General features: G+C 71.4%; 21 protein-coding genes. 8 read left to right on the forward strand and 13 right to left on the reverse strand.

Going from position 1 to position 21,114, the window contains the following annotated elements; all coding sequences use genetic code 11:
* Positions 1-183 precede the first annotated feature (183 nt).
* The gene (locus tag ACH4OA_RS27575; RefSeq protein ID WP_397943619.1) at positions 184-1,209 is read right to left on the reverse strand and encodes an ATP-dependent 6-phosphofructokinase; all 1,026 of its coding nucleotides are present in this window, start codon (positions 1,207-1,209) and stop codon (positions 184-186) included.
* Positions 1,210-1,402: 193 nt separating this feature from the next.
* On the opposite strand from ACH4OA_RS27575, the gene pta reads away from it, so the two are divergent.
* The 3 genes from pta to pyk all read left to right on the forward strand — a co-directional run bounded on the left by pta (position 1,403) and on the right by pyk (position 6,207).
* Positions 1,403-3,493: a phosphate acetyltransferase gene (pta, locus tag ACH4OA_RS27580; RefSeq protein ID WP_397971705.1), complete on the forward strand. Its 2,091-nt coding sequence runs from the start codon at positions 1,403-1,405 to the stop codon at positions 3,491-3,493.
* Positions 3,490-4,701 (forward strand): acetate kinase, encoded by a 1,212-nt coding sequence (locus ACH4OA_RS27585; RefSeq protein WP_365878936.1) that lies wholly within the window; start codon positions 3,490-3,492, stop codon positions 4,699-4,701. Before pta ends, ACH4OA_RS27585 begins: the two co-directional genes overlap by 4 nt.
* An 84-nt stretch (positions 4,702-4,785) precedes the next feature.
* The gene (gene pyk / locus ACH4OA_RS27590; RefSeq protein WP_365878938.1) at positions 4,786-6,207 is read left to right on the forward strand and encodes a pyruvate kinase; all 1,422 of its coding nucleotides are present in this window, start codon (positions 4,786-4,788) and stop codon (positions 6,205-6,207) included.
* Between the two features lie 94 nt (positions 6,208-6,301).
* Here pyk and ACH4OA_RS27595 read toward each other — a convergent pair whose 3' ends face one another.
* From ACH4OA_RS27595 to ACH4OA_RS27610, 4 genes are all read right to left on the reverse strand, one after another.
* On the reverse strand, positions 6,302-7,756 hold the full coding sequence (locus ACH4OA_RS27595) for a hypothetical protein (RefSeq protein WP_397971708.1): 1,455 nt from the start codon (positions 7,754-7,756) through the stop codon (positions 6,302-6,304).
* A 94-nt stretch (positions 7,757-7,850) separates the two neighbouring features.
* Positions 7,851-8,438, reverse strand: coding sequence for a DUF6114 domain-containing protein (locus ACH4OA_RS27600; RefSeq protein ID WP_365878942.1), 588 nt, complete (start codon positions 8,436-8,438; stop codon positions 7,851-7,853).
* Between the two features lie 118 nt (positions 8,439-8,556).
* Complete coding sequence (locus ACH4OA_RS27605; protein WP_365878944.1) at positions 8,557-9,195, reverse strand: DUF6230 family protein; 639 nt, start codon at positions 9,193-9,195, stop codon at positions 8,557-8,559.
* A 624-nt stretch (positions 9,196-9,819) separates the two neighbouring features.
* Entirely contained in the window at positions 9,820-10,794 is a 975-nt protein-coding gene (locus ACH4OA_RS27610) for a tetratricopeptide repeat protein (RefSeq protein ID WP_397971710.1), read from the reverse strand.
* 210 nt (positions 10,795-11,004) lie between these two features.
* Between ACH4OA_RS27610 and ACH4OA_RS27615 the strand changes: the two genes are divergently transcribed.
* Positions 11,005-11,631 carry a TetR/AcrR family transcriptional regulator gene (locus ACH4OA_RS27615; protein ID WP_397943608.1) on the forward strand — a complete coding sequence of 209 codons (627 nt, stop codon included), beginning with the start codon at positions 11,005-11,007 and terminating at the stop codon, positions 11,629-11,631.
* An 89-nt stretch (positions 11,632-11,720) separates the two neighbouring features.
* Here the strand turns inward: ACH4OA_RS27615 and ACH4OA_RS27620 are convergent, their stop codons facing one another.
* The 8 genes from ACH4OA_RS27620 to ACH4OA_RS27655 all read right to left on the reverse strand — a co-directional run bounded on the left by ACH4OA_RS27620 (position 11,721) and on the right by ACH4OA_RS27655 (position 17,355).
* Positions 11,721-13,421 carry a methylmalonyl-CoA mutase gene (locus ACH4OA_RS27620; RefSeq protein WP_397943606.1) on the reverse strand — a complete coding sequence of 567 codons (1,701 nt, stop codon included), beginning with the start codon at positions 13,419-13,421 and terminating at the stop codon, positions 11,721-11,723.
* A 74-nt stretch (positions 13,422-13,495) separates the two neighbouring features.
* Positions 13,496-13,834, reverse strand: a complete 339-nt coding sequence (locus ACH4OA_RS27625; protein ID WP_365872158.1) for a DUF3817 domain-containing protein — start codon at positions 13,832-13,834, stop codon at positions 13,496-13,498.
* Between the two features lie 43 nt (positions 13,835-13,877).
* On the reverse strand, positions 13,878-14,387 hold the full coding sequence (locus tag ACH4OA_RS27630) for a MarR family transcriptional regulator (protein ID WP_365872156.1): 510 nt from the start codon (positions 14,385-14,387) through the stop codon (positions 13,878-13,880).
* A gap of 116 nt (positions 14,388-14,503) precedes the next feature.
* Positions 14,504-15,151 carry a TetR/AcrR family transcriptional regulator gene (locus ACH4OA_RS27635; protein WP_365872154.1) on the reverse strand — a complete coding sequence of 216 codons (648 nt, stop codon included), beginning with the start codon at positions 15,149-15,151 and terminating at the stop codon, positions 14,504-14,506.
* A complete protein-coding gene (locus tag ACH4OA_RS27640; protein WP_365872152.1) occupies positions 15,148-15,828 on the reverse strand; it encodes a DUF4166 domain-containing protein in 681 nt (226 codons plus the stop codon). The genes ACH4OA_RS27635 and ACH4OA_RS27640 overlap by 4 nt, the downstream gene beginning before the upstream one ends.
* A complete protein-coding gene (locus ACH4OA_RS27645) occupies positions 15,825-16,577 on the reverse strand; it encodes a hypothetical protein (protein ID WP_397948930.1) in 753 nt (250 codons plus the stop codon). Before ACH4OA_RS27645 ends, ACH4OA_RS27640 begins: the two co-directional genes overlap by 4 nt.
* A gap of 143 nt (positions 16,578-16,720) precedes the next feature.
* Positions 16,721-17,014, reverse strand: a complete 294-nt coding sequence (locus tag ACH4OA_RS27650; protein ID WP_397943601.1) for an MTH1187 family thiamine-binding protein — start codon at positions 17,012-17,014, stop codon at positions 16,721-16,723.
* Positions 17,011-17,355 carry a DUF3817 domain-containing protein gene (locus ACH4OA_RS27655; RefSeq protein WP_365872146.1) on the reverse strand — a complete coding sequence of 115 codons (345 nt, stop codon included), beginning with the start codon at positions 17,353-17,355 and terminating at the stop codon, positions 17,011-17,013. The genes ACH4OA_RS27650 and ACH4OA_RS27655 overlap by 4 nt, the downstream gene beginning before the upstream one ends.
* Positions 17,356-17,615: 260 nt before the next feature.
* Here ACH4OA_RS27655 and ACH4OA_RS27660 point away from each other — a divergent pair, with 260 nt between their 5' ends.
* The 4 genes from ACH4OA_RS27660 to ACH4OA_RS27675 all read left to right on the forward strand — a co-directional run bounded on the left by ACH4OA_RS27660 (position 17,616) and on the right by ACH4OA_RS27675 (position 20,275).
* Positions 17,616-18,248, forward strand: coding sequence for an AIM24 family protein (locus ACH4OA_RS27660; RefSeq protein ID WP_397971877.1), 633 nt, complete (start codon positions 17,616-17,618; stop codon positions 18,246-18,248).
* Between the two features lies 1 nt (position 18,249).
* Positions 18,250-18,900 (forward strand): AIM24 family protein, encoded by a 651-nt coding sequence (locus ACH4OA_RS27665; protein WP_397971713.1) that lies wholly within the window; start codon positions 18,250-18,252, stop codon positions 18,898-18,900.
* Complete coding sequence (locus ACH4OA_RS27670; RefSeq protein WP_397971715.1) at positions 18,897-19,706, forward strand: AIM24 family protein; 810 nt, start codon at positions 18,897-18,899, stop codon at positions 19,704-19,706. Before ACH4OA_RS27665 ends, ACH4OA_RS27670 begins: the two co-directional genes overlap by 4 nt.
* A gap of 92 nt (positions 19,707-19,798) precedes the next feature.
* Entirely contained in the window at positions 19,799-20,275 is a 477-nt protein-coding gene (locus ACH4OA_RS27675) for a MarR family transcriptional regulator (RefSeq protein ID WP_365872140.1), read from the forward strand.
* The last annotated feature ends 839 nt before the right edge of the window (positions 20,276-21,114 follow it).

Here is a 21,114-nt window from a genome sequence, read left to right on the forward strand (position 1 = left end):
GGGCCGGGGCGCCCCTAGGGGCGCCCCGCAGCCACTCAGCCGATGCGGCAGACGTAGCCGAGGTGACCTGGACCGGGTCCAGGGCCAGTCGCGTCGGCGAGAACAGTACGCAGCGACGTGGGGCCGACGCCTGCGGCGAGGCGCCGCCCAAAAGCGCCGCGCCTCACCACGTAGGACACGGTCCTAGAAGACCGACTCGGCCTCGTCCATGCGGTCCTTCGGGACCGTCTTCAGTTCGGTGACCGCCTCCGCGAGCGGCACCATCACGATGTCGGTGCCGCGCAGCGCGGTCATCCGGCCGAACTCGCCGCGGTGCGCGGCCTCGACCGCGTGCCAGCCGAAGCGGGTGGCGAGGACGCGGTCGTAGGCGGTGGGGACGCCGCCGCGCTGGATGTGGCCGAGGATGACCGGCTTGGCCTCCTTGCCGAGGCGCCGCTCCAGCTCGTAGGCGAGGGCGGTGCCGATGCCCTGGAAGCGCTCGTGGCCGTACTGGTCGATCGCGCCCTTGCCGTAGTCCATGGTGCCCTCGGCGGGGTGGGCGCCCTCGGCGACGCAGACGACCGCGAACTTCTTGCCGCGGGCGAACCGCTCCTCGACCATCTTGACCAGGTCGGCCGGGTCGAAGGGCCGCTCGGGCAGGCAGATGCCGTGGGCGCCGGCGGCCATGCCGGACTCCAGGGCGATCCAGCCGGCGTGCCGGCCCATGACCTCCACGACCATCACGCGCTGGTGGGACTCGGCGGTGGTCTTCAGCCGGTCCATCGCCTCGGTGGCCACACCGACGGCGGTGTCGAAGCCGAAGGTGCGGTCGGTGGAGGAGATGTCGTTGTCGATGGTCTTGGGGACGCCGACGACCGGCAGGCCCGCGTCGGAGAGCATGCGGGCCGCGGTGAGCGTGCCCTCGCCGCCGATCGGGATGAGCGCGTCGATGCCGAACTCCTCGACCATGTCCGCGGCGCCCTCGCAGGCCTCGCGCAACCGGTCGCGCTCCAGCCGGGAGGAGCCGAGAATGGTGCCGCCGCGGGCCAGGATGCCGCTGACCGCGTCCAGGTCGAGGCCGCGGTAGTGGCGGTCCAGCAGACCGCGGTAGCCGTCCTCGAAACCGATGACCTCGTCGCCGTACTGTGCGACCGCCCGGTGCACGACCGACCGGATCACGGCGTTCAGGCCGGGGCAGTCGCCGCCTGCGGTGAGAACTCCGATACGCATCGTGCTGTGTCTCCTGCTCGCTGTCGTCTACCGGTGAGCCAGTGCCGATTCTTTCACGTCCGCCGGGCAGGTGAAGTCTTGACGGGCGCCTTATCCGTCGGCGGGGGTATTGTCAAGAGGGTTCGGCTCACCTGGGTGGGCGATTTTTATGCCGTAGAGGCGACAGACGCGACATGAGGAACGGAGTGGACACGTGACGCGCAGCGTGTACGTGACCGGCATCGACCGAGGTGACGGCCGCCAGGTCGTGGAGTTGGGGGTCATGGAACTCCTCACCCGGCAGGTCGACCGGGTGGGTGTGTTCCGTCCGCTCGTCCACGACGGCCCGGATCGCCTGTTCGAGCTGCTGCGGGCCCGGTACCGCCTCGCGCAGGAGCCGACGACCGTCTACGGCATGGACTACCACGAGGCGTCCGCGCTCCAGGCCGAACAGGGCACCGACGAACTGGTCGCCGCCCTCGTCGACCGCTTCCACCGGGTGGCCCGCGACTACGACGTGGTCCTCGTCCTCGGCACCGACTTCGCCGACACCCAGCTGCCGGACGAGCTGTCCCTGAACGCGCGGCTCGCCAACGAGTTCGGCGCCTCGGTGATCCCGGTGGTGGGCGGCCGCAAGCAGCCCGCCGAGTCCGTGCTCGCCGAGACCCGCAACGCCTACCGCGCCTACGCCGGGCTCGGCTGCGACGTGCTGGCCATGGTCACCAACCGGGTGGCCCGCGAGGACCGCGACGAGATCGCCGGGCGGCTGGCCGACCGGCTGCCGGTGCCCTGCTACGTGGTGCCGGACGAGCCCGCGCTCTCGGCGCCGACGGTCGCCCAGATCGCCCAGACATTGAACGCCAGGGTGCTGCTCGGCGACGACTCCGGCCTCGCCCGGGACGCGCTGGACTTCGTCTTCGGCGGCGCCATGCTGCCCAACCTGCTCGCCGCCCTGACCCCGGGCTGTCTGGTGGTGACCCCGGGCGACCGCGCCGACCTGGTCGTCGGCTCGCTGGCCGCGCACAGCGCCGGCACACCGCCGATAGCCGGGGTGCTGCTGACGCTGAACGAGGTGCCGCGCGACGAGATCCTGACCCTGGCCGCCCGGCTCGCCCCGGGCACCCCGGTACTGTCCGTGTCCGGCAACAGCTTCCCCACCGCCGAGCAGCTGTTCTCCCTGGAGGGCAAGCTGAACGCGGCCACCCCGCGCAAGGCGGAGACCGCGCTCGGCCTGTTCGAGCGGTACGCCGACACCGCCGGCCTGGCCCGCCGGGTCTCCGCGCCCAGCAGCGACCGGATCACCCCGATGATGTTCGAGCACAAGCTGCTGGAGCGGGCCCGCTCCGACAAGCGGCGCGTCGTGCTCCCGGAGGGCACCGAGGAGCGGGTGCTGCACGCGGCCGAGGTGCTGCTGCGCCGGGGCGTGTGCGACCTGACCCTGCTCGGCCCGGTGGACCTGATCCGCAAGAAGGCCGCCGACCTCGGCATCGATCTCGGCGACAGCGTGCTGATCGACCCGGCCACCTCCGAGCTGCGGGACTCCTTCGCCGAGAAGTACGCCGCGCTGCGCGCCCACAAGGGCGTCACGGTCGAGCTGGCCCACGACGTCGTCTCCGACGTCAACTACTTCGGCACCCTGATGGTCCAGGAGGGCCTGGCCGACGGCATGGTGTCCGGCTCGGTGCACTCCACGGCCGCCACCATCCGGCCCGCCTTCGAGATCATCAAGACCCGGCCGGACGCCTCGATCGTCTCCTCCGTGTTCTTCATGTGCCTGGCCGACAAGGTGCTCGTCTACGGCGACTGCGCGGTCAACCCGGACCCGGACGCCGAGCAGCTCGCCGACATCGCCGTCCAGTCGGCGGCCACGGCCGCCCAGTTCGGCGTGGAGCCGCGGATCGCGATGCTGTCGTACTCCACCGGCACCTCCGGCTCGGGCGCCGACGTGGACAAGGTGCGCCAGGCCACCGAGCTGGTCCGCGCCCGCCGCCCGGACCTGAAGACCGAGGGCCCGATCCAGTACGACGCGGCCGTGGAGCCGTCCGTCGCGGCCACCAAGCTGCCGGACTCCGAGGTCGCCGGGCAGGCCAGCGTGCTGATCTTCCCCGACCTCAACACCGGCAACAACACCTACAAGGCCGTCCAGCGCTCGGCCGGCGCCATCGCCGTCGGCCCGGTCCTCCAGGGCCTGCGCAAGCCGGTCAACGACCTGTCCCGGGGCGCCCTCGTCCAGGACATCGTCACCACCGTCGCCATCACGGCGATCCAGGCCCAGCACCTCGACGAGAAGGCAACCCAGCAGTGACCTCCCCCACCCGTGTCCTCGTCCTCAACTCCGGTTCCTCGTCGCTGAAGTACCAGCTGCTGGACATGCGGGACGCCGGCCGTCTCGCGGTGGGCCTGGTCGAGCGCATCGGCGAGCAGACCTCCCGGCTCAAGCACACCTGCCTGACCGGCGGCGGCACCCGCGAGCACACCGGCCCGATCGCCGACCACGACGCCGCGCTGAAGGCGGTCGCGGGCGAACTGGCCCGGGACGGCCTCGGCCTGGACTCGCCCGAGCTGGCCGCGATCGGGCACCGGGTGGTGCACGGCGGGATGTTCTTCACCGAGCCCACCGTCATCGACGACGAGGTGCTCACCGAGATCGAGCGGCTGATCCCGGTCGCCCCGCTGCACAACCCGGCCAACCTCACCGGTATCCGGACCGCGCGGAACCTGCGCCCCGACCTGCCCCAGGTCGCCGTCTTCGACACCGCGTTCCACACGACCATGCCGGAGTCCGCGGCGCGCTACGCCCTGGACCCGAAGATCGCCGACCGGTACCGCATCCGCCGCTACGGCTTCCACGGCACCTCGCACGCCTACGTCTCGCGGGAGACGGCCCGGCTGCTGGGCAAGGACCCGTCCGAGGTCAACGTGATCGTGCTGCACCTGGGCAACGGCGCCTCCGCCTCGGCGGTGGCCGGCGGCCGGTGCGTGGACACCTCCATGGGGCTGACGCCTTTGGAGGGGCTGGTGATGGGTACGCGGTCCGGTGACCTTGACCCGGCGGTCATCTTCCATTTGGCGCGCGTCGGCGATATGTCCATGGACGAGATCGACACTCTTCTGAACAAGCGGAGCGGTCTGTTCGGGTTGTGCGGCGACAACGACATGCGGGAGATCCGCCGCCGGATCGACGAGGGCGACGAAGAGGCGGCGCTCGCCTTCGACATTTACATTCACCGGCTCAAGAAGTACATAGGCGCCTATTACGCGGTGCTCGGCACCGTGGACGCGGTGGCCTTCACCGCGGGGGTCGGGGAGAACGCGGCACCCGTGCGGGAAGCGGCCGTGGCGGGCCTGGCGGGCCTGGGCCTGGCGGTGGACCCGGAGCGCAACGCCGTACGCGCGGACGGGCCGCGGCTCATCTCGCCGGACTCCGCCCGGGTGGCGGTCGCCGTGGTGCCGACGGATGAAGAACTGGAGATCGCGACGCAGACCTACGCACTGGTCGGAAAGCACAACTGAATAGCACCTGAGCGGTGCGGCACTCATTTGTATCTTCCGCCAGACGGAATATTCCGTAGCGAAACAAACCGATAGGATCGCTCCATGCGCCGTTCGAAAATCGTCTGTACTCTCGGCCCCGCGGTCGACTCCCACGAGATGCTCGTCGCCATGATCGAGGCGGGCATGAACGTTGCCCGGTTCAACTTCAGCCATGGCTCCCACGCCGAGCACCAGGCGCGGTACGACCGCGTCCGCGCCGCCTCCAAGGAGACCGGCCGCCCCATCGGCGTCCTCGCCGACCTCCAGGGCCCGAAGATCCGGCTGGAGACCTTCGCCGAGGGTCCGGTCGAGCTGGAGCGCGGTGACGAGTTCGTCATCACGACCGAGGACGTGCCGGGCGACAAGCACATCTGCGGCACGACGTACAAGGGGCTGCCGGGCGACGTGTCGCGCGGCGACCAGGTCCTGATCAACGACGGCAACGTCGAGCTGAAGGTCGTGGACGTCGAGGGCCCGCGGGTGCGGACGATCGTCATCGAGGGCGGTGTCGTCTCCGACCACAAGGGCATCAACCTGCCCGGCGCGGCCGTCAACGTGCCCGCGCTGAGCGAGAAGGACATCGAGGACCTGCGCTTCGCCCTGCGGATGGGCTGCGACCTGGTCGCGCTGTCCTTCGTGCGGGACGCCAAGGACGTCCAGGACGTCCACCGCGTCATGGACGAGGAGGGCCGCCGCGTCCCCGTCATCGCCAAGGTGGAGAAGCCGCAGGCGGTGGAGAACATGGAGGACGTCGTCCTCGCGTTCGACGGCGTGATGGTCGCCCGCGGTGACCTCGCCGTCGAGTACCCGCTCGAGAAGGTCCCCATGGTGCAGAAGCGCCTGATCGAGCTGTGCCGGCGCAACGCCAAGCCGGTGATCGTCGCGACCCAGATGATGGAGTCGATGATCACCAACTCCCGCCCGACCCGCGCCGAGGCCTCCGACGTGGCCAACGCGATCCTGGACGGCGCCGACGCGGTCATGCTGTCCGCCGAGTCCAGCGTGGGCGCCTATCCGGTCGAGACGGTCAAGACCATGTCGAAGATCGTCACCGCCGCCGAGCAGGAGCTGCTCTCCAAGGGCCTCCAGCCGCTGGTGCCGGGCAAGAAGCCGCGCACGCAGGGCGGTTCGGTGGCCCGCGCGGCAGCCGAGATCGCCGACTTCCTCGGCGGCCGGGGCCTGATCGCCTTCACCCAGTCCGGCGACACCGCGCGCCGGCTCTCCCGCTACCGCGCGACCCAGCCGATCATCGCCTTCACCACGGACGAGGCCACCCGCAACCAGCTCACCCTGAGCTGGGGCGTCGAGTCGCACGTCGTGCCGTTCGTGAACACCACGGACGAGATGGTCGAGCTGGTGGACCAGGAGATCGCCAAGCTGGGCCGCTTCGACGCGGGCGACACCGTCATCATCACCGCCGGCTCGCCTCCCGGCGTCGCCGGCACCACCAACCTGCTGCGCGTCCACCACCTGGGCGGCCAGTAGGTCTGACCGGACCGGATACGGCACCGGGGGCGCCCCCTGCGGCAGGGGGCGCCCCCGGTGTTCCCGCGGCTCCCGGACAGGTGTGTGCGACCGCTCAGTCGGTCGTGTACATGTGCATGCCGGGCACGTGCAGGTTGCCGCCGAACTGGGCCGCCTGGACCACCTTGACGTGGGTGAAGTAGATCAGCGGGATGTTCAGCGGGGGCGGGCTGTCGGGGCTGAACGTCACCGGGATCAGCCCGAACAGGTTGCCCGAGATGCTCTCGGTGTACATCACCGTGTCGCCGCCGGTGATGGTCGACGTGGAGCCCTTGGCGGCCTGGACGTGGTAGGTCCTGGCCGCCTGCTTGTCCTGCACCGTCTGGTGCAGGTCCCCGATGTCGGTGCCACCGGTGATGACGTACTTCAGCACCTTCTTGGTGGTGCCGTCGGCCTTGCGCACCTCGACGATGCCCTGGTAGTCGGCGCCCTTGAGGAGCAGGGAACTGGCGTTCAGGTACCAGGGGTCGTCCGCCACCAGCACCTTGTTGTCGACACCGCCCTCGGCGTCCGTGGCCACCGGGCAGTCCTCGGCGGAGGCGGACTCGCTCGCGGACGGGCTCGGCGTGGCCGACTCGGCCGGCCCGGTGCCGTCCCCGGCCGTGCCCTCGTCCTTCTTGCCGGTGTCCTCGGGGGTGCCTTTCGCGGTGTCCCCGGAGGTGCCCTTGCCGGTGTCCCCGGAGGTGTCCTCCGCGGTGTCCTTGCCGGTCTTCTCGGCGGTGCCGGTGCCGGTGTCGCCGGCCGGCGTGTCCTCGGCGGACGTGCCCTTGCCCGACGTGTCCTTGGGCGCGGTGTCCTTATGCGTGGTGTCCGCCGGCGTGGTGTCCGGGGCGGACGGCGACTGGGACGCGGTCGGCGTCGGAGCCGGAGTCGTGGCGGGCGCCCGGGAGTCCTGGTGACCACCGGTCAGGATGTCGCCGAGCGTGTCGCCGAGGGTGTCGAGGCCCCCGCCGCCGCCCTGGGGCCGCGGCTGCGCCGGCACGGTCGTGTCGGCACCGGAGCCGGAGGAACCCGAGCCGGACGAACCGGACCCGGAGGTGCCCGTACCGGAGGTCGCGGTGGGCTCGGGGGCCTTCTCGTCGTCGGAACCTGAATCCGGCGAAGAGGTGCCTCCCGATTTCCCGGCCGTGCCGCCGTCGGCGGTCGCCGAGGGCGAGGGCGCGTCCGTACCGTCCGGGGCGGAGGGCGACGGCGAGGCCGAGGTGTCCCCGGAACCGTCCTCCGTGTCCTTGGAGCCGTCCGCGGAGCCGTCGTCCCCGTCCTTGGACCCGTCCTTGGCGTCGTCCTTGGACCCGTCCTTGGCGTCGTCCTCGGAACCGTCCTTGGAGTCGTCCAGCGCCTTGACGCAGTCCTTGTACTCGTCGGCCGTCAGGCTCTTGGCCGAGGAGGACGGAGTGGACGGGGCCGGGCCGCCGTTGTTGTCGGCCAGCGCGAAGCTGGACGTGAACCCCATGCCCATGAGCACGGCCGTGGGCATCGCCACGGAGGCTATGGCCTTCCCGGCGGGCATGTGGAACCTGGTGAACAGCGGCTTTCTGGGGGCCGCGTGGCGGGGCCCGGTTCTCGCGCGGGACACGTCCACATCGGTCCCGCGGGTCACCTCGTCAGCCGGCACTGTGCCTCCCGTTCGCCCCGTTGGCCGGGTTCGTTCCTGACAGGTCGCTCTCCCACGCCGGGTACGGCCCGGAGGGGGCCTGGCCGTGCACCGCCTCCCCGCCCTGGTGCGGCACCGGAGCGGCGCCGGGGGCACCGCCTTCGCCCGGGGCGGCACCGGCCGGCGGCTGCGGCTGCCGGGACGCGCCCGGCGCCCAGGCCACGGCCATCGCCCCGCCGGTCAGCGAGCACAGGAAGCCGACGATGAAGCCGCCGACGTTGGAGAGCGGAATGGACACCAGTGCCAGCAGGATCGCCGCGACACCCGCGAAGACCCGGATGTGCTGCTGGAACCAGAGGATGATCCCGAGGACGATGAGCAGTCCACCGATGATCAGGGAACTCGAACCGCCGGGCGTCCCCATCGTCATGCTGAGGTGGCCCAGCTGCAGGTGTGCGTACGGGAAGTACAGGATGAGAAAGCCGCCGAGCGTGACGAACAGACCGGCCCAGAACGGACGCGAGCCCCGCCAGGCGCGGAACTGCAGCCTCCGGCGGGTGAACTGGCCGGGTACGGCGGCAGGAGTCTCGGCGCTCATGGAAAACAGCTCCCTGGTGCGGCGTTGCTGTGGTGGTGAGGTGTGCCGCGCACGAGGACGCGGCCGGAGTGTGGACGGGCGGAGGCGCCACCGGCCCCCCCCGCCCGTCAGCGAGTGCCTAGTAGCACTCCTTGACACCCGTCGACAGCGACATCTTCAGGCCGCTCAGCTTGAAGGTGCCCGCCGTGGTCGCCCACGCGGTCTGCTTCACGCCGGTCAGCGTCGCCTTGTCGGCCTGCTGCGAGAAGCCCCACGGGTTCGCCTGCTCGCCCCCGCCCTTCATGCCCGGGCCCTTGGAGGCGTCGCGCGCGGCCACACCGATGTCGATGTTGCTGAACACCGCGTCGGCGTTGAGGTCCTCGACGTCGATGTAGATGTTCTCGGCCTGGACCTTGGGGTGGCCCTGGCCGCCGGCCCGCAGGATCAGGCTGACGTTGCCGAAGATCGGCACGTCGGGCGTGACCACGGACTGGCACAGGTTGGTGATCTCGGCGTGCTTGAACGCGGAGACGGCCACCGGGTGCGCCGTCTTCTTGCCGTCCAGCGTGTAACCGCTGTCGATGGCACCGTACTGCGAGAAGCCCGTACCGACGAGCTCGTCGGCGGACACCTTGAACGACTGACCCGACACGCTGAACGAGGCCGCGAGAGCGCCCTGCGCGAGTGCGACGCCTATACACGCCGTGGCGGCCACGCTGGGCACCATGACCACAGCGAACCGCTTCCATCTGGTCCCGCCACGCACCTGGGACTCCATATTTCCTCCTTCTCGGACGTACATCTCCTGGCCCGGATTCGCCCCCGGTCGGCGGCTCAGCCGGGCAGGGATGGGAGAAGTGCTACGTCCTCGGGAAGGAGAGCGCCCGTACTCGGAGGCGCGGAACGCGCCCGAATCACCGGCGATCACCCCCGAGCGACAACCACTGGTCGCGCCTGACACGCATCACGCACAACCTTGCTGGACAGGCTTCGCCGGGCCGGCGAAGACCCCCCTGCCCTAGAGCCGGCGCCACTGCCGCCGGCTCTGCCCGGTGGGGACCCAGAGTCTCCCGCGACCCGGCCGGCTGCCGGGGTACGGGAATGGACCGAGCGTCGCCGATCGTGGTGCATTCTCGGCCCGGACACAAGGGGGTTCGTTACTGGCTAGTAACGGCGGGATAACCGGAGGATGGCCGACCGGTCTCGGAGTGCGACGCTCGGTGCCATCACAGGGCAGAGCAAAGCCGTTGATCCCCGGACGAATCCAGACAGATCAACGGCTTCGATTTACTCCGAGTAACACGGCCCGCGATTACCAAGATTTGGCAAAGCGCGGTCGCCGTGACGCCTCGTTGACGGATCTTTCACCCCGGCATCACGGGCCGTGGCGTTTAGCGACTGGTCAGAACAGGGCGCGCGCCAGCGCCCGGCGCGCACCCACCACGCGCGGGTCGTCCGGGCCCACGACCTCGAACAGTTCCAGCAGCCGGCGCCGTACGGCGTCCCGGTCGTCGCCCGCCGTGCGCTGCACGGACTCGATCAGCCGGCCGAATGCGTCCTCGACATGACCGCCCACCAGATCCAAGTCGGCGGCGGCGATCTGGGCGTCGGTGTCCGCGGGCCGCTCGGCGGCCTCCTTGCGCACCCGCTGCGGGTCCATGTCCTGCACCCGCTGGAGCAGCTCGGCCTGCGCGAGGCCCAGCTTGGCCTCCGGGTGGGCCGGGTCGTCGGCCAGCACGTTCCGGTAGGCCCGGACGGCACCGGCCAGGTCGCCCGCGTCCATCGCCTGCGCGGCGGCGTTCAGCGCCGCTTCGTAGGGGCCTTCAACCGGCGCGGCGGAGGGCACCGCACCGCCCGGCTCGGCGTCCGGGTCGACGGTCAGGCCGGTCAGTCCGAAGCGCTGCTCGGCGACGGTCACGAGCTGGTCCAGGGTCTGCCGGATCTGCTCCTCGCCGGCCGCGCCCTGGAACAGCGGCAGGGCCTGGCCCGCGACGACGGCGAACACGGCCGGGATGCCCTGGATCCCGAACTGCTGCATCAGCATCTGGTTGGCGTCGACGTCGATCTTGGCGAGCAGGAAGCGCCCGTTGTACTCGACGGCCAGCCGCTCCAGGACCGGGCTCAGCTGCTTGCAGGGCTGACACCACTCGGCCCAGAAGTCGATGACGACGGGGACTTCGGCGGAACGCTGCAGGACGTCCTGCTCGAATCCCGCCTCATCGACGTCGATGACGAGATCGGCCGGGGAGACGGCACCGGTGCCGCCCTGCCGGGCCGCTTCGGCGCGCGCCTGCTCGGCCTTGGCCTTGGCCTCCTGGGCCGCCTTCACCGCGGCGAGGTCGACGACACCGCTCATGGACATGTTCCGTGGCTGCATGCGTCTATCCTCCCCTGATCCGGCGCCCGAAGTGAAAAAAACGATGTACGGCGCCGGGTCCCCACCCCACGCCTGGCAGTCGTCGCCCGTGCACGTCCCGCACGCGCTTTCGCTACGAGTCGTAGCGTAATGCCAGGAGGGGGCCGCGCGACACCACGCGCCGGTGATCTCCCTCACGGCGTCACAGGACCCGCCGGTTATGGTCGGAGGATGCAGAGCCGCACCCCCGCCAGCCGTACCGGACGTCCGCGCAGCGCCGCCGCGGACACCGCGATCCTGGCCGCGACCCGGGAGGCTCTCGTCGAACTGGGCTGGTCCAAGCTCACCCTGGGAGACGTCGCCACCCGGGCCGGGGTTGCGAAGACCACGCTCTACCGCCGCTGGGCCGGCAAGTACGAACTCGTCGTGGACGCCGTCGCGGAACTCTTCGACGAGCTGGAACTCCCCGACCGCGGCAGCCTCGCCGCCGACATCGAGGGCGTCGTGCTCCAGTTCGCGGCCATCCTCGCCCGCCCGGAGGCCCGGAGCGGGCTGATGGCCGTGGTCGCCGAGTCCACCCGCGACGAGGCGCTGCGCGAGCGCATCCGCGCCTCCATCGTGGACCGGCAGATGCGCCTGGTCCTGCTGGGCCGGTCCCGGGCGCAGCGGCGCGGCGAACTCCCGGCGGAACCCGATCCGCGGGAGGCCGCCCGCACGGTGGACCTGATCTTCGACATGGTCGCGGGCGCGGTGGTCCACCGCACCCTGGTCAGCGGCAAGCCGGCGGACGAGGAGTGGGTCCGCGACTTCACCCGGGTCCTGGTGCTGGGCCTGGCGGGGGCGGCCGGGAACCCCTAGGGCCTCTCTCCCGGTCATGCCGGGCTCGCAGGCCCCGGCTCCGCGCCGTCCCGGGGGCCTGCCCCTGGAACGGCGCGGTGCCGGACGGGTCAGAAGCCGGGCGGCTCGGTGTACACCCCCCACTCGTCCCGCAGGACGCCGCAGATCTCGCCCAGGGTGGCCTCGGCGCGTACGGCGTCCAGCATCGGCTCGATCATGTTGGCCCCGGAGCGGGCCGCGGCCAGCATCCCGTCGAGGGCGGAGCGCACGGTCCCCTCGTCACGGGCGGCCTTGCGCCCGGCGAGGGCGCGGACCTGTTCGCGCTCGACCTCGTGGCTGACCCGCAGGATCTCCAGGTCGCCGGTCACCGACCCGGTGTGGACGTTGACGCCCACCACCCTCTTGTCGCCCTTCTCCAGCGACTGCTGGTAGCGGAAGGCGGACTCGGCGATCTCGCCGGTGAACCAGCCGTCCTCTATCCCGCGCAGGATGCCGGAGGTGATGGGCCCGATCGGGTGACGCCCGTCCGGGTGGGCCCGCAGCCCCCGCTCCCTGATCCGCTCGAAGATCTTCTCCGCGTCGGCCTCGATCCGGTCGGTGAGCTGCTCGACGTACCAGGAACCGCCCAGCGGGTCGGCCACGTTGGCGACCCCGGTCTCCTCCATCAGCACCTGCTGGGTGCGCAGCGCGATCTCCGCGGCCTGCTCGCTGGGCAGCGCGAGGGTCTCGTCCAGGGCGTTGGTGTGCAGCGAGTTGGTCCCGCCGAGCACGGCGGCCAGCGCCTCCACGGCCGTACGCACCACGTTGTTGTAGGGCTGCTGCGCGGTCAGCGACACCCCGGCGGTCTGGGTGTGGAAGCGCAGCCACTGCGCCTTCTCGCTCCGCGCGCCGTAGACGTCGCGCATCCAGCGGGCCCAGATGCGCCGGGCCGCCCGGAACTTGGCGATCTCCTCGAAGAAGTCCACGTGCGCGTCGAAGAAGAAGGACAGGCCGGGGGCGAAGACGTCCACGTCCATTCCGCGGCTGAGGCCCAGCTCGACGTACCCGAACCCGTCGGCCAGCGTGTAGGCCAGCTCCTGCGCGGCCGTGGCCCCGGCCTCCCGGATGTGGTACCCGGAGACCGACAGCGGCTTGTACGCCGGGATGCCCGCCGCGCAGTGCTCCATCAGGTCGCCGATCAGCCGCAGGTGGGGCTCGGGCTGGAAGAGCCATTCCTTCTGGGCGATGTACTCCTTGAAGATGTCGGTCTGGAGCGTGCCGTTGAGCACCCCGGGATCGACGCCCTGGCGCTCGGCGGCGACCAGGTACATGCAGAACACGGGCACGGCCGGCCCGCTGATGGTCATGGAGGTCGTCACCTCCCCCAGCGGGATGTCCTTGAACAGCACCTCCATGTCGGCGGCCGAGTCGATGGCGACCCCGCAGTGCCCGACCTCGCCGAGCGCGCGCGGGTCGTCGGAGTCGCGCCCCATCAGCGTCGGCATGTCGAAGGCGACGGACAGACCCCCGCCGCCGGCGGCGAGGATCATCTTGTACCGCTCGTTGGTCTGCTCGGCGTTGCCGAAACCGGCGAACTGGCGGATCGTCCAGGTCCGCCCGCGGTAGCCGGTCGGATGGAGCCCGCGCGTGAAGGGGTACTCCCCGGGCCAGCCGATCCGCTCGAATCCCTCGTACGTGTCACCAGGTCGTGGCCCGTAGACCGGCTCCACGGGGTCACCGGAGAGCGTCGTGAAGTCCGCGTCGCGCTTGCGCGCGGCGTCGTAGCGGGCCTGCCAGCGACGGCGGCCCTCCTCGATGGCGTGAGCGTCCATACCCCCGAATTTACTTGGACGTCCTAGTAAATGTCGATGGCAGACCGCCGCACGGCATCCGTACGGCGGTGTCGCTACGCCTTGGCGACGGCCGGCGCCTGGCCGGCGGTCCGCTCCTGAAGCTCCCGACTGATGCGCCGCTCGACGAAGAACGCGGCGGTCGGGATGGTGCCCGCGAGCAGCACCCACAGCTGCTTGCCGACCGGCCACTTCGCCTTGGAGCCCAGGTCGAAAGCGAAGACCAGGTAGACGACGTACAGCCAGCCGTGGGCGATGGCGACCACCCGCGTGAAGTCGGCGGCACCGCTCATGTCCAGCCCGTACTTCGCGATCATGCCCAGGCAGAGGACCACCAGCAGCACACCGGTGGTGTAGGCCAGGACGCGGTAGCGGGTCAGCACGCTCTTTTTCATGGAGTCGAGCGTAACGACCCTTTCCGGGAGATCTTGCCCCGGGTCACTCGTCCTCGAAGTCGTGTGCCGCGATCCGCAGCGGGCGGAACATCGCGAAGATCTCCCGGCACTCCTCCGCGTCGTACGCCCCGAGCCCGAAGTCCATGGCCATCAGATCGCGGGTGGCCGCGTCGACCACCTCGCGGCCCTTGTCGGTGATGACGGCGAGCGTGCCGCGGCCGTCGTTGGGGTTCGGGCGCTTGGCCACCAGCCCGGACCTGACCAGGCGGTCCACGGTGTTCGTCACCGACGTCGGGTGCACCATCAGCCGCTCCCCGATCTTGGACATCGGCAGCTCACCGGCCTTGGAGAAGGTGAGCAGCACCAGCGCCTCGTAGCGGGCGAAGGTCAGTCCGTACGGCTTGACCACCGCGTCGACCTCCGCGAGGAGGATCTGCTGGGCGCGCATGATGGAGGTGATCGCGGCCATGGACGGCACGCTTCCCCAGCGCTGCTTCCAGAGCTCGTCGGCGCGGGCGATGGGGTCGAACGGAAGGCTGAGTGGCTTCGGCACGTCTTCAGACCCTACCGGCCGGTCATATGCCGGTCAGCTCCGTCTCGGCCCTCGGTCACCGGACACTTCGCCGCGGAAGGCCGTAACCCGGACGAATGGACGCCCGTACGCACGTCCTACCTCCTGCTCCGGCGCAGCTGGTGCCGTACGGCCCGCTGGGCGACCGGGCCCAGGGTCTCGACCGCGGCGACCAGCGCGCCCAGGTCCTCCAGGGCCTTGAGCGCCGCGTCCGCCCCGGCCTCGTCCACCCCCTCGTACAGCTCGATGCCCACGAAGGCCGCCGCCACGGCCCGCGCCAGCCCCGCCGGATCGGTGAACTCCGCGAACGGGGTCGCCGCCAGCACCCGCCCGAGCACCTGCTCGATCTCGGTGATCCACAGGTCCAGCCCGGCGGCGGTGGCCGGGCCCAGGCCCGGGTGGGTCGGGGCGCCGGCCAGCAGCTGGCCGAGCAGGGCCACCTGGCCGCCGGCCCGCTCCCGCTCGTGGATCTCCCGGCCGACGGCGAGCAGCTCGGAGAGCGAGCCGACCGCGGCGAGCCGGTCCCGGTACCGGGCCACCGCCTGCTCCGCCCCGTACCGGCAGGCCGCGGCGAGCAGGTCGTCCACCGATCCGAAGTGGTAGAAGACCAGCGCCTGGTTGACGCCGGCCGCCGCCGCCACCGCCCGGGCCGAGGTCCCGGCGATGCCCTGCTCGGTCAGCGTCCGCAGCGCGCCCTCCAGCAGCCTGGTCTTCGTCTCCCGCGCCTTCGCGGTTTCGGGGCTCACGCGCGCGCCTCCTCCCGCACCGGGCGCAGTCCCGGCCGCACACCGCGGGTGCGGACGTCGGCGTACGACACGGTGAAGGAGCCCTCGTAGCCGAAGAGCGGCCCGACGTAGCGGTTCACCACGCGCACCCGGACCCGGAAGCGGCCGGCCGTCTCGTCGTAGGACTCGCGCACCTCGGCGGTGGCGCCGACCAGCTCGGGGACGCGGACGTCCACCGGGCCCTCCCGGAACCGGTGCGTCCCGGAGCGGATGAGCAGGGAGCCGTCGGGCTCGGCGCCCAGGTGCAGGTCGCTGGCGAGGTGCTGGTGGGTGCCGAGGTAGTCGAGGACGCGGTCGCCCCGGGGTCCGAGCACCATCTGCGCGTCGAAGCGGCGGGCGCGGCCGGGCAGGAGGAAGGTGCGCACGAAGCTCACCGTCTCACGGCCGAAGCGGTCGGTGTACGGCACGTTCTCGATGACGAAGGGAACGTTCCGGCCGGCCCGCGGGACGAGGATGTGGCGGGTGGCGCCGAGGGCGAGGAACGGCTTCACGAACGCCGGCCCGTGCCAGATCCGGTCCATCACGCCCCGGCCGGTGCACGCCTCGCCGCTCGCCAGGCCCACCGAGAAGCGGCGGCGCAGCTCCGGGTGCAGACGGTGGAAGGCGGGGCCCATCGCGGTCTGGAAGATCGAGGTCATCCGTGCTTCTCCAGGGTGCTCGGCAGGCGCGGGGCCCGGGTGCGGGTGGCGGGGGCGCGCAGGCAGCGGCGGGCGGCCGGGGTGCCGGCGAGCGGCGCCTTGAACAGGGCGAGGAAGACGGCGACCAGGAGCAGCGGCGGGCTCAGGTAGGCGAGGGCGTCGGCGAAGGGGCCGGGCGGGCCGGACAGCGAGCCGTGGCCGAGCGCGGTCAGGCAGAGGGCGAGGACGAGCGCGCGGACGGCGAGTTCGGCGAGCCAGTGGCAGCGGGCGCGCTCCGGGGTGATGCCGCGTTCCAGCCAGAGCCGCAGCCGGTCGAAGGACCAGGCGGTCGCCCAGCCCATGAGCGGGCGCAGCAGCAGGCGGTCGGCGAGGGTGCCGAGAGGGCCCCAGCGCGGGCGGTAGTCGTAGCCGGTGAGGAAGCGGACGCCCTGGGTGTCGGGGACGTAGCGCCAGTAGCCGCTGCCCTCGGCGATCAGGGAGAGCGGGTGCGGGGAGGCGAAGCGCAGGGCGGAGGTGCGGGTGCCGTCCGCGCGCTCCTTCTCGCCGGCGGTGACACCGGTGCCGGAGACCGTGAGGAACGGCAGCACACGGGTGGCGTACCGGAAGCGCTGGGGCTCGCCGTCGGCGCGCGGGAGGTAATGGATCTCCGTGAAGCGCAGGTCCCAGCGCTGGTGCCGGGCGGGGTCCTGGGTGCGCGCCCACAGCTCGTCGAGGTCGGCGCGGATGTGCGCCTCTACGTAGAGCCCCATGTGTGTCTCCCCCGCCCGAGCAGCGCGTTTGAGCGACTGCTCAATTCGTCTGGCGCCGAACGTACACCTTTTGAGCGGTCGCTCAAAGAGCGGGGACGGAAAAACCCCGGTCCAGGAGACCGGGGTTTCGGCTCGGGCGGGGCCTACTGGGCGAGGTGGCGCTCGACGGTCTCCACCTTGGAGGTGAGCCCGTCGGTGACGCCGGGCCGGATGTCCGCCTTGAGTACGAGCGACACCCGCGGGGCGCGCCGCTCCACGGCGGCCACGGCACGCTTCACGACGTCCATGACCTCGTCCCACTCGCCCTCGACGGAGGTGAACATGGCGTCGGTGCGGTGGGGCAGGCCCGACGCGCGAACCACGCGCACGGCGTCGGCGACGTACTCCCCCACGTCCTCGCCGACGCCGAGGGGCGTCACGGAGAAGGCGACGATCATGCGTTCACGGTTCCTTCCTGACGGGCCCGGGCGGCGATGACGGCGTCCTCGGCCTCCCGGCGCAGCTTGCGCTCGGCGAAGAAGCCGCCGGTGGGCAGCACCGAGAGCACGAAGTAGAGGGCCGCCGTGCCGAGCGGCCACTTGGCGCGGTTCCAGGCGTCCGCCCAGAAGATCACGTACAGGACGAAGAGGACGCCGTGGACCGCGCCCATCACGGGGACCGCGTTGAAGTCCGTGGTCCGCTTCAGCACCGAGCAGAGCAGGAGGATCAGGAAGGACACGGCCTCCGGGGCCGAGACCAGGCGGAGGCGGCGGAGGGCGGTGGCGGTCTTGATGTCCACGGGTCACCTTCGGTGGGAGGGTCGACGACGGTCTGCCGGTTACGGGCTGCCGGGGTACTGCCGCTGGTGCGTTGCCGGACCCCGTGCGGTGTGGTGCCCGGCGGTGGTGCGGGGCCGGCGGTGCAGCCGATTTTGTGAACGCACGCACAAGCGTTCCCCCATTGTGGCAAACGGCGCCCCTAGGGGTCCGCTCAGGGTGGGTTTCCACCCCTGGGCCCTGTTCCGCCCACCCGCGGCGCCGCTACGTTCCCAGGGTGGCGATGTTCCGACTCCAGGGCAGCAAGGTGCTCGCCGTCGACATGACCGGGGACGCCGTGAAGGCGAAGAACGGCTCGATGGTCGCGTACGACGGGCGGATGACCTTCAAGAAACTGAGCGGCGGCGGCGAGGGGCTGCGCGGGATGGTGACCCGGCGGCTCACCGGCGAGCAGATGACGGTGATGGAGGTGAAAGGGCACGGGACGTGCTGGTTCGCGGACCGGGCGACGGAGATCACCCTGGTCGGCCTCCAGGGGGACAAGCTCTGCGTGGAGGCGGGCAACCTGCTGGTGACGGACGCGGGCCTGCGGACGGGTACGACGTTCACGGGGCTGCGCGGCGCCTCGCAGGGCAACGGCCTGTTCACGACGACCGTGGAGGGCCACGGGCAGGCGGCGATCGTCTCCGACGGCCCGGCGGTCGTGCTCCGGGTCACCCCGCAGTACCCGCTGACCGTCGACCCGGGCGCCTACGTCGCGCACCAGGGCGATGTCCGGCAGTCCTTCCAGTCCGGTGTGACGTTCCGCACGCTGCTCGGCGAGGGCGGCGGCGAGGCCTTCCAGATCCGCTTCGAGGGCGACGGGCTGGTGTACGTGCAGCCGAGCGAGCGCAACACGATCGCGGGGGACGTGTGAGATGGCCTTCCGGGAGATCAACTCCAAGATGGTGGAGGCGACCGTGGCGCCGGGTCAGCGGCTGTACAGCCAGCGCGGCGCGATGCTGGCCTACCGGGGGGAGGTGTCCTTCACGCCCAACGTGCAGGGCGGCCAGGGCGGGCTGATGTCCATGATCGGGCGCCGGGTGGCCGGCGAGGCGACCCCGCTGATGACCGTCGAGGGCAGCGGCACGGTCTTCTTCGGGCACGGCGGCCACCACGTCCAGGTGATCACCCTCTCCGGAGACACGCTGTACGTCGAGGCCGACCGGCTGCTCGCCTTCGAGGGCACCCTGCGGCAGGGCACGGTGTTCCTGGGCGCCCAGGGCGGGGTCATGGGCCTGGTGCGCGGGCAGGTCACCGGGCAGGGCCTGTTCACGACGACCCTCCAGGGCCACGGCGCGGCGGCCGTGATGGCGCACGGCGGCGTCTTCGAGATCCCCGTCACCCCGCAGCGCCCGGTCCACGTCGACCCGCAGGCGTACGTCGCGCACCACGGCGACCTCCGCAACCGGCTCTCCACCGCGCTCGGCTGGCGCGAGATGGTGGGCCGCGGCTCCGGGGAGGCGTTCCAGCTGGAGCTGAGCGGCGACGGCACGGTCTACGTCCAGGCGTCGGAGGAGAAGCTGTGAGCACTTACGCGGCCCCGGGGGCCGGACCGGTCTGGTACGACCCGATGACGCTGCCCGCCGACGACAACGTGAACCCGTACACGTTCTGTGTGGCGCTGAAGAGCGGGCAGTGGTTCCTGCAGAAGGGGAAGATGATCGCCTACTACGGGGCGATCGAGTTCAACGGCATCGGGCTCGGGCGGCTCGACCGGCTCGTCCGCACGTCGTTCCATTCGCCACTGCACGCGAGCGACTGGGTGGTGGCGGAGGGTTCCGGGAAGATGCTGCTGGCCGACCGGGCCTTCGACGTCAACTCCTTCGACCTGGACGACGGGAACTTGACCATTCGCGCGGGCAATCTGCTCGCTTTTCAGCCAAGTCTCACGCTCAAACAGTCGATCGTGCCGGGATTTCTGACCCTTCTCGGAACCGGCACCTTCGTGGCCGCATCCAACGGTCCGGTGGTGTTCATGGAACCCCCGATCCGGGTCGACCCGCAGGCCCTCGTCGGGTGGGCCGACTGCCCGTCTCCGTGCCATCACTACGACCATGGTTATCTGACGGGTGTACTGGGCGGTCTACGTGCGATGACGGGCTTCGGCGGGGTATCCGGCGAGGAGCACCAGTTCGAGTTCGCGGGCGCCGGGACGGTGCTGCTGCAGTCGACGGAGATCCTCATGGACGAGGTGGCGACCGGGGCGGTTCCGCCCGGACCGGGCGTGCCCGGAGGTGGCGGAACGGCACCGGTCGGACACGGTCCGCAATCGTCGGGCGCACCGCGCCTTCCCGGACAGCCGGGAGACCTCCCGCGTCGCTTCGGGCTGTGAGCGGTAGTCTGCGGAGTGTGACATCGAACGCGTGCGCACAGTCACACCACCCGAAGTAGTTCGTCATTCAACTTCTTAGGTAGACTTCATTCATGGAGACCGAGACGGCCACGCGCTGGCTGACCGATGCGGAGCAGTGCGCCTGGCGCACCCACCTGGAGGTCAACAGGCTGTTGACGTACCAGCTGGAAAAGGATCTGCAGCCCTTCGGCCTGACAATGAACGACTACGAGATCCTGGTGAACCTGTCCGAGTCGGACGACGTACGGATGCGCATGAGCGATCTGGCGTCCGCGACCCTGCAGTCCAAGAGCCGGCTCTCGCACCAGATCACCCGCATGGAGAACGCGAACCTGGTGCGGCGCGAGAACTGCGACACGGACCGGCGGGGGCTGTACGCCGTGCTCACGGAGCACGGCATGGAGACGATGCGGAAGGTCGCGCCGCACCACGTGGCATCCGTGCGGCGGCACTTCATCGACCTGCTGTCACCGGACGCGCTGATGGAACTGGACAAGGCCCTGAGGCCGGTCGCCGAACACCTCAGAGGCCAACGCGGACGTTCCTGAACCATCGGAAGCGGCAGCGAGCCGCGGACTCGCCCGCCGGCGCCCCCGGGATGCCTCCGCTGGGGGCGTCCCCGGCACCCACCGGTGCCGCCTGGGCCCGGAGTCGTAGGCGGGTCCCGGCGCCCCTGGGGCGCGACAGCCGGCCGCGGGTTCACCTGTAGGTACTGCGAGGCTGCCTCCGCCGAGGGGACATGACCGGCGCCCGCCGGCGATGCCTGGGCACGGAGCACTCGGGGTCGTACGCCGCCAGCGACGGCCTCGGCCCGCAGGGTGCAGCAGCCCGGCCGCGGGCTCGCGCGGCGGCGCTCGCGGGATGCCTCCGCCGAGGGGGCGTCCCGGGCGCTCACCGGTGCCGCCTGGCCTTGGAGGGGCTCAGGGCCGTACACCGGCCCCGGGGCGCGGCAGGCGGCCGCGGGCTCGCCCGCCGACGCTCGCGGGACGCCTCCGCCGAGGGAACGTGCCCGGCGCCCGCCGGGTGCCGGCCTCGGCCCGGAGCACTCGAGGTTGTACCTCGGCCTCGGCGGTCCCGGTCCGCAGGGTGCAACAGCCCGGCCGCGGGCTCGCCTGCCGGCATGTCCGGGATGCCCCCGCCGAGGAGGCGTCCCGGCGCCACCTGCGCCTGGCCCCGGAGGGCTCAGGGCCGTACACCCGCCCCGGCTCCGGTCCCGGGGCGGGCCGCCGGCTGCGGGCTCGCCTGCCGGCGCTCGCGGGATGCCGCCCCCGTCGAGGGGCATCCCCGGCACCCGCCGGGGACGCCTGGGGCCCGGGGGGCTCAGGGCGGTACGCCCGCCGGGGCCGCCAGGGCGGCACGGCGTGGAAGGGGACAGCGGGGCTGTCGG

The organism is Streptomyces sp. NPDC017095, assembly GCF_044332325.1.
Lineage (GTDB): Bacteria > Actinomycetota > Actinomycetes > Streptomycetales > Streptomycetaceae > Streptomyces.

What these genes read in the sequence shown, in the direction of transcription:
- ACH4OA_RS27575 (WP_397943619.1), bottom strand. Translation starts at nt 1,209, where the DNA reads ATGCGTATCGGAGTTCTCACCGCAGGCGGCGACTGCCCCGGCCTGAAC.
- pyk (WP_365878938.1), top strand. Translation starts at nt 4,786, where the DNA reads ATGCGCCGTTCGAAAATCGTCTGTACTCTCGGCCCCGCGGTCGACTCC.
- ACH4OA_RS27595 (WP_397971708.1), bottom strand. Translation starts at nt 7,756, where the DNA reads ATGCCCGCCGGGAAGGCCATAGCCTCCGTGGCGATGCCCACGGCCGTG.
- ACH4OA_RS27600 (WP_365878942.1), bottom strand. Translation starts at nt 8,438, where the DNA reads ATGAGCGCCGAGACTCCTGCCGCCGTACCCGGCCAGTTCACCCGCCGG.
- ACH4OA_RS27605 (WP_365878944.1), bottom strand. Translation starts at nt 9,195, where the DNA reads ATGGAGTCCCAGGTGCGTGGCGGGACCAGATGGAAGCGGTTCGCTGTG.
- ACH4OA_RS27610 (WP_397971710.1), bottom strand. Translation starts at nt 10,794, where the DNA reads ATGCAGCCACGGAACATGTCCATGAGCGGTGTCGTCGACCTCGCCGCG.
- ACH4OA_RS27615 (WP_397943608.1), top strand. Translation starts at nt 11,005, where the DNA reads ATGCAGAGCCGCACCCCCGCCAGCCGTACCGGACGTCCGCGCAGCGCC.
- ACH4OA_RS27620 (WP_397943606.1), bottom strand. Translation starts at nt 13,421, where the DNA reads ATGGACGCTCACGCCATCGAGGAGGGCCGCCGTCGCTGGCAGGCCCGC.
- ACH4OA_RS27625 (WP_365872158.1), bottom strand. Translation starts at nt 13,834, where the DNA reads ATGAAAAAGAGCGTGCTGACCCGCTACCGCGTCCTGGCCTACACCACC.
- ACH4OA_RS27640 (WP_365872152.1), bottom strand. Translation starts at nt 15,828, where the DNA reads ATGACCTCGATCTTCCAGACCGCGATGGGCCCCGCCTTCCACCGTCTG.
- ACH4OA_RS27645 (WP_397948930.1), bottom strand. Translation starts at nt 16,577, where the DNA reads ATGGGGCTCTACGTAGAGGCGCACATCCGCGCCGACCTCGACGAGCTG.
- ACH4OA_RS27650 (WP_397943601.1), bottom strand. Translation starts at nt 17,014, where the DNA reads ATGATCGTCGCCTTCTCCGTGACGCCCCTCGGCGTCGGCGAGGACGTG.
- ACH4OA_RS27660 (WP_397971877.1), top strand. Translation starts at nt 17,616, where the DNA reads ATGTTCCGACTCCAGGGCAGCAAGGTGCTCGCCGTCGACATGACCGGG.
- ACH4OA_RS27665 (WP_397971713.1), top strand. Translation starts at nt 18,250, where the DNA reads ATGGCCTTCCGGGAGATCAACTCCAAGATGGTGGAGGCGACCGTGGCG.
- ACH4OA_RS27675 (WP_365872140.1), top strand. Translation starts at nt 19,799, where the DNA reads ATGGAGACCGAGACGGCCACGCGCTGGCTGACCGATGCGGAGCAGTGC.